The organism is Microcystis sp. M049S2 (assembly GCF_020245625.1).
GTDB lineage: Bacteria > Cyanobacteriota > Cyanobacteriia > Cyanobacteriales > Microcystaceae > Microcystis > Microcystis ichthyoblabe_A.
Window position 1 is genome coordinate 1 of record NZ_JADBUN010000020.1, and the last position, 13,051, is coordinate 13,051.

11 protein-coding genes and 1 other RNA gene are annotated in these 13,051 nt (G+C 41.8%); 3 read left to right on the top strand and 9 right to left on the bottom strand.

Features of this window, described 5'->3' with window-relative positions:
- Positions 1-75: 75 nt before the first annotated feature.
- Complete coding sequence (locus IM496_RS01600) at positions 76-510, bottom strand: hypothetical protein (protein ID WP_002775978.1); 435 nt, start codon at positions 508-510, stop codon at positions 76-78.
- Between the two features lie 357 nt (positions 511-867).
- On the opposite strand from IM496_RS01600, the gene IM496_RS01605 reads away from it, so the two are divergent.
- On the top strand, positions 868-1,212 hold the full coding sequence (locus IM496_RS01605) for a hypothetical protein (RefSeq protein ID WP_002781516.1): 345 nt from the start codon (positions 868-870) through the stop codon (positions 1,210-1,212).
- Positions 1,213-1,447: 235 nt separating this feature from the next.
- On the opposite strand, the gene IM496_RS01610 is transcribed toward IM496_RS01605, so the two are convergent.
- The 5 genes from IM496_RS01610 to IM496_RS01630 form a co-directional block, all read right to left on the bottom strand.
- Positions 1,448-2,455, bottom strand: a complete 1,008-nt coding sequence (locus IM496_RS01610) for a DnaJ C-terminal domain-containing protein (protein WP_287661035.1) — start codon at positions 2,453-2,455, stop codon at positions 1,448-1,450.
- Positions 2,456-2,659: 204 nt separating this feature from the next.
- Positions 2,660-3,310: a TVP38/TMEM64 family protein gene (locus IM496_RS01615; protein WP_287661036.1), complete on the bottom strand. Its 651-nt coding sequence runs from the start codon at positions 3,308-3,310 to the stop codon at positions 2,660-2,662.
- A 172-nt stretch (positions 3,311-3,482) separates the two neighbouring features.
- The gene (locus IM496_RS01620; protein WP_353737616.1) at positions 3,483-5,852 is read right to left on the bottom strand and encodes a glycogen debranching protein; all 2,370 of its coding nucleotides are present in this window, start codon (positions 5,850-5,852) and stop codon (positions 3,483-3,485) included.
- Positions 5,853-5,983: 131 nt separating this feature from the next.
- Entirely contained in the window at positions 5,984-8,227 is a 2,244-nt protein-coding gene (locus IM496_RS01625; RefSeq protein WP_287661038.1) for a Piwi domain-containing protein, read from the bottom strand.
- A 3-nt stretch (positions 8,228-8,230) separates the two neighbouring features.
- Positions 8,231-9,022 carry a PD-(D/E)XK nuclease family protein gene (locus tag IM496_RS01630; protein ID WP_353737617.1) on the bottom strand — a complete coding sequence of 264 codons (792 nt, stop codon included), beginning with the start codon at positions 9,020-9,022 and terminating at the stop codon, positions 8,231-8,233.
- Positions 9,023-9,217: 195 nt separating this feature from the next.
- Between IM496_RS01630 and IM496_RS01635 the strand changes: the two genes are divergently transcribed.
- On the top strand, positions 9,218-9,574 hold the full coding sequence (locus tag IM496_RS01635) for a helix-turn-helix domain-containing protein (protein WP_104395327.1): 357 nt from the start codon (positions 9,218-9,220) through the stop codon (positions 9,572-9,574).
- A gap of 5 nt (positions 9,575-9,579) precedes the next feature.
- Complete coding sequence (locus tag IM496_RS01640) at positions 9,580-10,245, top strand: ImmA/IrrE family metallo-endopeptidase (RefSeq protein ID WP_194016573.1); 666 nt, start codon at positions 9,580-9,582, stop codon at positions 10,243-10,245.
- A 40-nt stretch (positions 10,246-10,285) separates the two neighbouring features.
- Here IM496_RS01640 and IM496_RS01645 read toward each other — a convergent pair whose 3' ends face one another.
- The 3 genes from IM496_RS01645 to ffs all read right to left on the bottom strand — a co-directional run bounded on the left by IM496_RS01645 (position 10,286) and on the right by ffs (position 12,994).
- Positions 10,286-11,281: a LysR family transcriptional regulator gene (locus IM496_RS01645; protein WP_104395326.1), complete on the bottom strand. Its 996-nt coding sequence runs from the start codon at positions 11,279-11,281 to the stop codon at positions 10,286-10,288.
- A gap of 335 nt (positions 11,282-11,616) precedes the next feature.
- Positions 11,617-12,888: an MFS transporter gene (locus IM496_RS01650; RefSeq protein WP_104395633.1), complete on the bottom strand. Its 1,272-nt coding sequence runs from the start codon at positions 12,886-12,888 to the stop codon at positions 11,617-11,619.
- Between the two features lie 9 nt (positions 12,889-12,897).
- Positions 12,898-12,994: signal recognition particle sRNA small type (gene ffs / locus IM496_RS01655), an RNA gene on the bottom strand.
- Between the last annotated feature and the right edge of the window lie 57 nt (positions 12,995-13,051).

Sequence of the window (13,051 nt, forward strand, 5' to 3'; positions counted from 1 at the left end):
AAGGGCGAACGCAATTCGCCCCTACAATGGCATTTTTTTCGGTTCCGTCGGGGTGCATTGCACGCACCCAAGACATTACATGGTGATATTTTGTTCATTAATATTAATGTCCCTTTGAGAAAAATTAACAATTTTTTCAATGGTTTTGATATGGGTTTTTTGTCCAGAGGATTGAGATTGCAAACCCTTAGCAATATTGTTAAGAATATCCTTTAAATTAGGTAAAGGTTCGGATTCTACAATGTCAACCAACTCGGTTATAATTTGGCTTAATTCGGGACGGGTTTTAGCAACAGATTCCACCTCTAGAATTGCCTGTCCATAATCTAAAGGTTGTTCGGGTGCTTTTTCAATTGCGGTGACAGTATCTGGAGAAACTTGTTTCAGGGAAGTGAGAAATTTTTCTGTTTGTTGCCAAACTTTCTCTCCCACTTTTTCACCAGTTTTCTCTAACGCTTTAGTGGCAATAATCGAACCAACTGCGATCGCTGCTCCTGTAAGGGGGTCCATAGATAAAATCGGGGTGATGAGGGTTGAGTTTATTATATTATTGGGTTTTGATTTTTTGCCACAATATAGGGATTTTAGAGATTGCTTCAGTGGTAAATTCCTGTACTGCTAAAGTAAACTTGTGGTTAAGGTATCATTCATGATTCAGTCCTCATTTTAGCTTTCATAATTTTATTCTCCCTTATTTTTCTCGATCAGTCACAGTCCATGACACAATCACAGCAATCACAGTCAAGACGGCATGGGAGAGGAAAGATCCGTGTTATCGTAAAAATGGGGATAGATGGGGGGGTTGGTCTTGCAAAATCGGCAAATAGGGATAAAATCAAAACAAGTTAATTTTTTCCTTACCATATCATGTTAACCCCATCGGATAGTAAATTATCTAAGCAGCAGCAGATTCTCTCGGCTGTTTCCGAAGAGGAACAGCTTAAACAGCAACGGATTCAGGAAGTGCTATTGTTAATAGATAGTTTATTCCAAAGAGAGGAAACGACTTTTAGAATTATCATCGACTGTCTTTACGATGTGGGTTCGTTAAATTTAATTAATAAAAAGTTTCATCGTCGTTACTTAAATTTTATTATGAAAGCGATCGCTCGTTTTTCTAAGCCTATATTCAGAATTTATGCTCTCTATTGGGTGAAAAAAAATAGCCCCAAATTAATTACTAATTGGTTGGCTAGTAAGGTTAAATTCTAGATCGATCCCCCCTTAATCCCCCCTTGATAAGGGGGGGAACTGACGAGTTAACACCTAACCACTTATAAACCCCAGAGACAGTAAACAGTGGTCAGTAAACAGTAAACAGTGACCAATCAATAACCACTGATAACTGATATAGCGTTTCTCATTAAGATGAAGTATAGGCTAATCTGATCCTGTCTCCTGACTCCCCAAAACGAAGACTTCGTCCCTCACTATTAAGATATAGGGACTAAATTTGCACCTGTCTGAGATGACGACGGGGATCGGTGGTACGCTGAGATTTAATTTTCTCGTATAATTCCCGTTCGATCGCGGTTAATTCTTTGGGAGTATCGATGACAATTTTGACTAATTGATCGCCGCGTTGTCCTTTATTATCTATCCAACCTTTGCCGCGTAAGCGCAGGGATTGACCGGAACGAATACCGGCGGGAACTTTTACCGTCACCAGGCCATCGGGGGTAGGAACTTCGATCGCTGTGCCTAAAACTGCTTCATCGGGAGTAATCGGCACTTCACAGGTTAAATTATCGCCTTCAAAAGTAAAGAAAGGATGGGGTTCTAATTCCACATCGAGAAATAGATCTCCCCGTTGTTTACTCAAGGGATCGATTAGTCCTTTACCCCGTACCCGGAGACGATTACCGGTTTTGGTTCCTGGGGGGATTTTGATATCGATCATTTCTCCGGCTAAATTAACCCGTTTTTGTACTCCTCGTAAAGCTTCCCCAAAACTCAGACGCAGTTTAGCGGTGGAGACACCAGAAGTGACGGATTGCGGTGGAGTACGAGCGCCGGCAAAGTCGTTAAAATTGCTAAAATCGCCAAATCCTCCCCTCGGAGTACCGTAGGAATGGGAACCGGGGCGAGTACCGCCGGAGCGCCCCATGCGACCGAGTAGTTCGTTGATAAAATCATCAAAGGTACTGTACTGGCTAAAGTCAAAACCGTCCGAACCAAAGTCAACCCCCGGATTACCACCCGGCCAATTTGATCGCCCGGCCTGTTGCCAATATTGTCCAAATTGATCGTATTTTTGGCGTTTTTCGCTATCGGAGAGGACTTCGTAAGCTTCGCTAATTTCTTTAAAACGTTCTTCCGCGCTTTTATTGTTAGGATTGCGATCGGGGTGATATTTGACGGCTAATTTGCGAAAAGCTTTTTTAATTTCTTCGGCGCTGGCAGTTTTACCTACTCCCAGAACGGCATAATAATCTTTATAATCTGCGGCAGGCATCGATACGCTATCTCCTTAGCAATGGGGATTCAGTCGGGATACTCCTAATCTAACTTAATTTTATCGTTGTCAGGCTTGAATCAGTGATCAGTGATCGGTGAACAGTAACCAGTAACCGGTGATCAGTGAAAATAAAGTGCCAAAGTTTTCACTTAACACTATCTACTTAAAACTCCAATCTGATAACTGATAACTGATAACTGATCACTGAAAGGGAAATTGCCGACGACGACGATACCAAGTTCCCACACCTACTAACAGAGCAATGAGGGTAAAAGCCACCATTAGGGGCAATATATCGCCTTTTCCTAAAGATTTTAAACCCGCACCCATCATGACAAAGGGTAAAATTCCGGGGACAGTGCCTAATAAAGTGCCGATGAGATAATCGCGAAAACGGATGGAAGTTAATCCCGCAACAAAGTTAACGATACCGTAGGGAATAATCGGTAATAGACGGATAGCAAACATATAAAATAGCCCGTCTTGCTGCATTTCTGCATCGATCGCTTGCCATTTTCCCTGAAATTTTTTGGCGGTATATTCCCGGCCGATAGTACGGGTAAAAGCAAAGGCAACTATAGCGGCCACCAAAGCGGCGATCGTTGTCCAAACTGTTCCCATAACTACCCCAAAGATCGCCCCACCACTGAGGTTTAAGGGGGTAGAAGGCAGGATTAAAATTGTCCCAATCGTATAGAGAATAATATACAAAATGGGGGCTATAATTCCCATTTGTTTTAACCAGATCTGTAATTGTTGGGAGTCGATACCACCGAGCAGATAAACTCCGATCGCCGTGGCGATAATACAAATTATGGTTAGGATAATAACACTACTTTTAGTTTTAGACATTTAACGGTAATTTTGGGCTAAGTGCGGGTTATAAAACATAAGATGCAGCCGGGGTCAATATTTCCCTATTGCCAAAAATATAGCAGAAATCGGCTAAGAATCGCTCTCGATCTCAATATTAGCGGGCTGCCCTATCTGTCCCCAAATTACCCCCGATATCGCTGTGGGTAGTTCAGTTAATCTCCTCGCAAACCACGATCGAAAAACCATTGACTTTATAGTTATCGGCAATTACTGTCCCTTGATCCACAGACCAACAATTATAATCGGTTTCTGCCCAAGCTGCCGTGTCAATAATTCTTAGCCAACGATAATTATTCGATGACGGGGGAAGACGAAAATCCACTGGCAGATAATACATATTAATTAACACCAAAAAATCGTGATCGCCGACGGCACTACCATCAATTAAAAACCAAATACAGCGATCATCGGCAGTTAAATCGCTAACCCCATCGGTTTTTTTAAATAAATAGGTGACATCATTGCCTGCATCGAGAACCATATCGCCATAGCGGCGCTGTTTTAGTGCTATATGATTGTTTCTTAAGTGAGCAATATAAGCGACAAAAATAAATAAAGGATTGCGTTCTTCTTGATTAGTTCCCGTGCCAAAATTATTGTGATAAGCTTCCCGATAACCCGTGGGCAGTAGATGGGGTGAACGGGTGGCAATCATATCATAATTATTCCAAGTGGCCACACTATCAATATTGTAGGGATTATTATTACCATTTTGGCTGCGGCCAAATTCATCGCCCCAGACAGTCATGGGAACACCGCGAGACAAAAATTGAATCGTCCAAAAGTTGCGTAATCTTTGGCGACGTAGGGCATGATCACCCCCAGAATCCCAAGAATCGTTATTATTATTGCCGCCATCGGAAGGACCAAAGGGCCAGGGAGTGAGGTTATTTTTATGGTTATAACTGACCAAATCCATCAGGGTAAAACCATCGTGGGCAACAATAAAATCGATCGATTTTTGTGGTCCGCCTTGGTCGTTAAAATTGCAATAATCTCCGTTCACCTGTTCGATGAATTTAAAAGTATTACCATCTCCCTTTAAAAAACGCCGAATTGCATCGCGATAACGACCATTCCACTCGCCCCAACCCGATGGAAAATTACCCACTTCGTAACCCCAGATATCCCAAGCTTCGGCGATCATTTCCGCATCGTATTTCTTGCCTAATTTCTCGATCTTTTCTAACAAAGTATGTTTAGGGAAGAATTGTTTTTGTTTGCCCCGATCTTCTCGTTGATGACTAGAAGGAGTTCGGCCGAGGACGGGGGCCAGATCAAAACGAAAACCATCAACTCCCATGGTTTCTAACCAATAGGTGAGGGAATCAAGAACCAGATTACAGGTGACAATATGGGAAAAGTTTAATTGATTTCCGCAGCCTGTCGCCCCATCGACTAGATAATGTTCATCGGTGAGTTGATAGTATTCCACCACATCAAAACCACCAAAACTAACAAATCCGGTGACATCGTTGCTGCCCCAATTGCCCCCTTCTCCGGTGTGATTATAGACCACATCGAGATAAACTTCCATACCTTGGTCGTGGAAAGCTTTGACCATGGCCTTAAATTCTCTGGTCGGTCCCCCGGGGGAGCGATCATAAGCATAACGGCGATCGGGGGCGAAATAACCAAAGGTCATGTAACCCCAATAGTTACCGCTGGGGCGATCGTCGGGGTTATTATCGTTAGCGGTTTCTTGGACTGGTAAGAGTTCGATCGTGGTAAATCCTAGCGCTTTCAGGTATTTGGCCATATAGCCGGCTCCTGCATAAGTTCCTCTGTACTGGTCGGGAACGTTGGCCACTTCCTCAAAACCCCTAATTCCCTTGAGAATATCTTCTAAACGACTAGCAGAGGGGTGATTGCTTAAACCGCGCACATGGGCCTCATAAATGATCGCTTTTTCGGCACCCAGACGGGGACGAATCCCGGTGGAAGTTCCATCCGGTGCGATCACAATACCTTTGGGCGACCATTTACCCGTATCGTATTGCCGCTGGATCACTCCTTTGTAGTTCCCCCCTCCCGTGGCATACATTCCCGCATTTTCTCCGGCCGCGATCATGGCCGGGGTTTCCAAGTCGTGGGAAAGTTCTCGCGCGTAGGGATCGAAGAGGACTTTATTGGGGTTAAAACGATGGCCAAAATCGTCCACATCTGCCCGAAAACCAGCGTTACTGTGGCCTCTTTGCCATTTTTGATCAAATTGCCAATTGGGACCCCAACAGCGAAAAGCGTAGTAACTGCCGTGGGGAATACTGGCGATTTTTGCCCGCCACGTATCATCATTTGGGTTTTTTGTCAACCAGTAATCATACTTAGCGTTTTCTCCCGTCGGGCGATCGTAGATTTCCAGAAGAATCTGACTGGCATTTTTAGAATAGACGGCAAAGGTGACACTATCGCTCCGATAATGCGCCCCGAGGGGATAGGTGGCATCGGCCCAGAGATGGCTATCTAGGGGGGCATAATTACCAGATTGGGGATGATTTTGACCGAGCGCTGGTAACATAAACTGCGGGATAATATCGCCTTTGATGATAGACATTTTTCGCTCAAAGAAACAAGAAAAAAATCTAAAGCTTGCTCCCCCCAAAAAACCAGCTATGCAATTTCTACTAACTACTTACATGATTTTCCTCTCTAAAGCCAGAATTGACAATCATCTTCTAATAAACTAGGATAAATTCCTTGTAAGCGTCGATAAGCAATAATGTCCGCTCCATACAAAGGGATAGGTAAACGGGGGTCTTTGAGAGAACCATAGTGAAGTAAAGTTAATTTTAACGTAGTGTCAACTAACTGTTTTAAATGTACTTGCTCTCCTAATTCATGAACTTTTAAACGCAAGGGACGAGGAACACCAATTTGTTCAGAAACTTGGGACGTTATCAGGATAACTTCCCGATTTGATAAAGCTAAAGCTAATCCTTTGGAGGGAGCATTTATCTGTTTTTGCTGAAGATTATAAAGTCTAGGAATGCCAGTCTTATAACATTCTACGAGAATAAATTTAGCATTAATTGCTCTCGCTCTTGCCAGTAAATTGTCAACCTCCTTTCCTTGAAATTTACCATCTCTATAAATGAGAACTGTCTGATTTTTTAGTTCAGCTTGCGGTAAAAAATTTTCCAGCATACGTTGAGGAATTTCTTCTCCCTCGGTTAAACTATCTTCTACCCGACAGCGAACAAATTCTCCCTGTTTTCCATATAGTCGCACACTTGCACAAATATTGAGACTCCCCGGAAGATTTTTTTTAGGCATCCTTCCCACATCTAAACCAATAAAATAATCGGCAATTTCTAGAGGTTCAGCAAGGACATAGGGTAAATTTCCTAATTTGGCTAGGATCCCTGGGACAACTTGATTGAGAATATTATTATAGTTGCTCTTATTATTTAAAGTTTTCTCATAAATCATTTGAGTCATAACTCCACGATCCAAGAACTTTTTTTTAATCCACGAATATAAACTTCCTTCTTCAGTATTATCAGCATTGCGATCCTCTTGAGGAAGAAATACTAAAGCAATATCTACAGGAATTTCTCCTCGAATTAATTGATCAACTGCTTCTTCCAGTCTGGCTCTTTTTTCAAATCCTACACCTTCAACAGAGAAATTTATTTGATTCTCTGGTGGCAAAATAGTTTCAAATTTATAAAGTTTTAATCGCTTTTCTAATTGTTCTCTAAAATCTCCCACTTTCAAATTAGCTGGTTTCAGAATAGCTAAACGAATTTTACGAGCAGTATCCTGATAGTCTTGATGACGTTTATATACACCACCCTTCGATAATCCTTTGAGAGTTTCTCTTTTTTCTCCCCTTTCTCCCTTACCAAATAAGATAGGAGTTTGCTCAAGAGAAATAGAAGGAGTCCAAAAGACTTCGGGGTATTCTTGGCTGTTAATACTTCTTTCTCTTAACTGAAATCCAAAGTTATTTAAAGTCTTTTGTGCTTCCTGTTTATATAACTTTAATAGTTCTTGTCGTTTAGCATAGGAAATTTTTGTTTCCTTTAATAACTCTCCGTAATTGACTTGAAATAAACTCTCATCTTTATCTGTCATACAGGGTTTTAAAGCTGCCAATGGATAAATATACTCCTGGGGATTTTTGCCAAATTGTACCGCCACCACTGGTTGCGCCAGATGAGCTTCTTCTAATTTTCTTCGACTAATTGAACCCGTAGCTTTTGTTAATAGTTCCTCTCTTTTTTCCCCAATTGTACCCGCTATTTTAATAATTTTAGCTGTCCCATTAGTTTCTATAGTTTTAACCTTTAAACCTACTAATAATTTAGCGGCATCTTGTCTATAGGGATGATTTTCATAAAACTGTTCTAAATCTCCACTATAGACAATACTACTTTCAACAGTTAAACAAATAGCTGGATCGGTGTCATTGATGATTTCTGCCCAAAAGTTAACTTCTCTCCTTACCTGTACTTGGTTTTCACTTATCTGACTATCTTTGGGAAAAACTATTGGATAGGAAAATTTACCAAATATTTTCAGAATTCTAACTGCTAATTGTGCTGTAACTAAAGCTGTTATCTGCCAGTCTTTTAGCCAATGAATAGAATAATAGTGATCGCCAATATCTTCTCGTAAAACCTCTTGAATATCTGATAAAGCTTCTTTCCACTGTTGTGGAGAGGGAAGAGATTTTTCATCTTTAGCTAATAACCAAAAACAATTATCTTCAAAAATAACCACCACATCGGGAAACTTCCGACTGAATTGCCAACTAAAACGATGCCCTATTTTTCTAGTAACTTGATGATTAAGCTTAAAACAATTTAAACAATTATTCTTGAGAGTTAAGGAACTAATTTCACTCAAAAATGTTGGGGAATTGGCTGTGTTAGCTGCTGTGTAATTCATAATCTAAACCTCCTTATTTGCATAATCACAAATCGATGTAAAAGGACAATAACTACAGGCATAGCCACTTTGGGGCGGGAAAATATGATAAAAATCTTCGGGATGATCTTTATATTTTTGTAGTTGTTGCTGATGTTTTCTGGACAGGAAAGCTAGTTCGATTTTAACTGCTTCCATTGCCTCGGAAGACAGGGAGATGTTTTCTGAGCTTGTTTGGGTTTCTAAATTGTAAAAAGAAGCGACAATTTTTTTATGAGGATAACGGTAACTAGCCGCCAGTAAATAAATATGAGCCTGACGACGATCAAAATTAGATTGACCAGTTTTCAAATCTAAAATATGTATAGTGTCATCAGCTTCTCTGAAAATACAATCAAAGGCAGCGGACAAATTAAACCGATAGTTACCTTGCTCGATAACAATAGGTTCTGGATAACCTTCATCGCCTCTAGATAAATTAATAATCTCTTTATTCAATAAAATTGGTTGTTGATAGTAATTGTTTAAAATTACTAAAACCCTGGCTTTAATTTCTGGAGATTCTTGATTTAATTGCAGGATTTCTGCCACTTGTTCCACCCCATCAGAACTGGATAATCTCACCGGCTCTTGATGAAACTCAAAAACTCCTCGTTGTGCCAACTTACCAATTTTTTGCGGTTGATTATCTTCTGATAATAATCTTTGGACTTCTGGTTCTTTGTTTCGCGCTTTTTCAAACCCCCGTTTTGTCTGACAATGCCAATTCTCATAGCCAATCGCTGGTTTTAGCGATCGCCAAAGACTATAGCTCATCGGAGGATACCAAGGCTTTTTGGGAAACTGACAGGACACAATTTTTCCCCTCGGTCAGGATAATGCTAGGATGATACGGCAGTGTTTGCTCTGGTGTTGACTAAAATAATCAACGCCAATGAACTAACTTTAGCCTATGTTGACTGAAATAGTCAACCCTTGATATAATTTTTTTGAGCGATTGAGAGAAAAGCAGTGTCAGAAACATTTGGACAGGTTATCCGCAAAGCTCGTCGAGAGGAGGAATATAGTCAGAGAGAACTAGCTAAGTTGATTGGGGTGGACTATACCTATCTATCGAAGCTAGAAAATGATCATGCGGGTTATCCTCCTAGTCAGCAGGTTATTGAGTCCTTAGCGACTCATTTAAAATTAAATGCTCAAACATTAGGGGAATTGGCAGGACGAATTAGTTCAGATGATCAAAAAGTCTTCAAAGAGTTAGTTCAAAAATACCAACAAATGCCAATTTTATTGCGTCGCATGAAAGACAATCCTAATTTTGCCAAAAAAATTATTTCTGAGGCGACAGAATTAGAACCAGAGGAGTAAATATCTTGGATATTATTAAACCCTATAGTTTTATTCCCAAAACAGAGATTGAAGCTCAGGCAGACAATATTCTGAAGAAAGTAAAAGCTCATCGTCGTCGTCCCTTAAAAAATTGCGATATTGCGGAAGCAGCGGCTGATTATTTTGATTTAGCTATTGAATGGACGGATATAAAGCCAGATCAAGAGGGAGAAATCGCCGCAATGATTATTCCCACAGAAAAGAAAATTATTCTTAATGAAGATGTAAAATTCTTAAAAGATTCTCAAAATTCATCCCTGGCAAAAGAAGGTTTTAAAAATTCGAGTTTAGCTCATGAAATTGGTCATTTTGTCCTTCATATTAATCAAACAGCCGTCTCTAACTTTTTGGATCGAATCAATCAGGGAGATTCCCTAGAGACAATTCAACCTTTTCTATGTCGGACAGTTGATTCTAGCCAAAGAATTGAATGGCAAGCCCAATATTTTGCCAGTTGTTTACTAATGGCGATGAGTGAGTTAGAGAAAGCCATCAAGGGCCGTGACTTGACAAAATGGGGACATCTGTATGCGATCGCCGACGAGTTGGGAGTAACTATTACTAATCTTAGAAGTCGTTTAGAAAGTCTCCATTGGATTAAAGTCGATAAAAAAGTAATTTACCCCAGCAGTAATTTTCCCAAGAAATAGCTTCAATGTTCCGGGGGAGATTTTGCCTATCTCGATGGACTTATTTACTAATAATTTCCGTGGTTTGTGAGTTAGGAATCGGTTCAAAGTTGTGGTCGTCAGCCAGATATTCGGGATAGGTGGAGAATTGGGGTAGTATTTCTAGGGTAAAAGCTTCGGCAGCTTTCGAGCGATAACGATTCGGGTTAATAATTACCGATAAAGTGCGCCTCACTTCCACATCTTTAATTCTGGTCGCGTGGATAACTCCCATTTGTAGTTCTTTTTCGATCGCTGTCACCGAGACAAAGGCCGCCCCTAAACCGGATTGGACGGCATTTTTAATCGCCTCGATCGAGTTAAGTTCCATCTCCACTTTTAAGCGTTTGGTATCGATATCGCAACGAGTTAAAACCTTGTCAATGACTTTGCGAATCGTCGATTGGGAATCGAGGGTGATAAATTTTAGTCGATATAAATCCTCTTTTTGAATCATTTCTACCTTAGACAGAGGATGAAAAATCGGCAGGACTAAAGCCAGTTCATCTTCTGCGTAGGGGATAATCCGCAGGGTTTCTTGTAATTCGGCGGGAACTTCTCCCCCGATAATGGCTAAATCCACTTGACCGTTAGCAACGCTCCAAGAGGTGCGACGGGTGGAATGAACTTGTAGCTGTACGGATACTTCTGGGTATTTTTGGCGAAAAATCCCGATCATGCGCGGAAGAAGATAGGTTCCCGTGGTTTGGGAAGCACCGATGATTAGGGTTCCACCTTGCAGATTTTGTAGATCTTCGATCGCCCGACAGGTTTCTTGACAGAGAGTGATAATTTTTTCGCCGTAGCTTAAGAGTAGGTGTCCCGCTTCCGTTAATTGGGCTTTCCGACCGCCTCGGTCAAATAAAGGCACATTTAGCTGTTTTTCGAGGTTTTGTACCTGAAGACTGACCGCCGGTTGGGATACATACAGGGTATCTGCCGCCCGTTTAAAGCTTCCCTCAGCAGCGATCGCCTTGAGAATTCTCAGTTGGTCTAGGGTGAAAGGAATGTCGGTCATAGAAAGCCTCAAAAACAGCGACAGGAGAAGGGGATGACAACAGCGACAAATCTTAAGCCAGTGCGGATAAATAAATACACTGAATTGACAGTACCACACCACGGGGATCAATACTTCAGGTAGTTCGATTATCGGTTATTTTAGTCTTCAGTCGTCGATCGTCGGTCGTTAACAGTCAGGAAATTGCTTTTATTTATTCTCGCCACTCGCCACTCCCCTCTCCCCACACCCCACACCCCACACCCTGCCTCCACGAACAAACTTTTTGCCGCAAACCCTATCTATCGTTGCTAATTCAATTTCACTGAAAAAATATGAGGCAATTAAAATCATTTTTATTGTACTTGTCCGCGCAGAGCATAACGATCTTTTTCTAAACCGAAAGCGAAGAGAAAAGAATGGCGTATAGTGGGGTTAGAGAGAGTAAAAAAGAGAAAGAGAGCAATAACAGCCAATCCTGAGGATAAACTAAACATAGTTTCGTAGGAAATGGCTAAAACCCCCAGAATTGGACCGGCTAAGGCTGTTCCCACATCAAAACCGCCGATACAGATAGAATAGGCCCGGCCGCGTTCTTGGGGCCCAGAGCGATCGGAGATTAAAGCCAGTAACATAGGGAATAAAATCCCCCCTCCCGTACCTTCGAGGATAGCGGCTAAAATTAAAGCCGAAGGAGATCGGGCAGAAGATAGAACCAACATGGATAAACCATAGCAAAAAACGCTAATAGTGACGAATAAACCCCGTCCATAGCGATCGCTGGCTCCTCCCGACAAAATCCGTCCGATTACGCCCGATACTGCCGCATAACTGTAGAATACACCAGCACTGAAAGGTATCTGATTTTCGAGGAGAAACAGGGGTAAAAAAGCGACTAAACCGCCGAATAAAGTACCAACCAGCAGAAAAACTAAGGTAGGAACTAAAAAAGCTCGCTCTTGACATAATGCCCAGAAACTGCGCTCAATTGTCGGATTTTCTGCCTTCATTTCCGCTAATTTTTTCTTGAAGTCGGGTTCTTGAATGGAGAAACCCAAGAGAAAGGCGATCGCTCCTGAAGTGGCGGAAACTAGAAATAAACCGTCATAACCGATCGATTCGTAGAGATAACTGCCTAAAGCCGGACCGATTCCCATGCCTATAGGTGCAGTTAAACTCATATAACCAATTATCTCCCCCCGTTGACGAACGGGGGAAAAATCCACCACTAGGGTGCTGTAACCGGTGGTAAAAGCAGCGATACTGAGTCCATGGTAGGCGCGGACGGCGAATAAAGAGGAAAGATCGCGAAAAAATAGATAACCGAGGGGTGCGGTAGCGGCGACAATAGTTCCAAATAAAACCACTAATTTGCGACTGCGGCGATCAACTAGATTGCCTAACCAACTGCGCGATACAATTAAACCGATGGCAAAGGCCCCCATGACAAAACCGATATCCTGTTTGCTACCGCCTAGGGATTTAATATAGGTGGGGAGAGTGGGGACAAGAGTGGTGATACTTATCCAGAAAAACAGCGCCGTGACGAAGAGGATCAGTAGTTGACGACGAGTTTCGCCAGTAAGCGATCGAAAAGTTTTGAAAGCGTTCACAACAGCGACCGTCACAGGCAACAAAAAGACCCGGAGATCACGCCAGTCACAAGCATCCCGTATTGCTGCTACCTTCCGGTCCTGACAAGGTTAAGGCGTTGCGATCGCATGAGTCCGAGTCTTTTCTATCATAACATCTTTTTCGGGGATACCGGTATTTTTTTTCTGGAGAATTTCC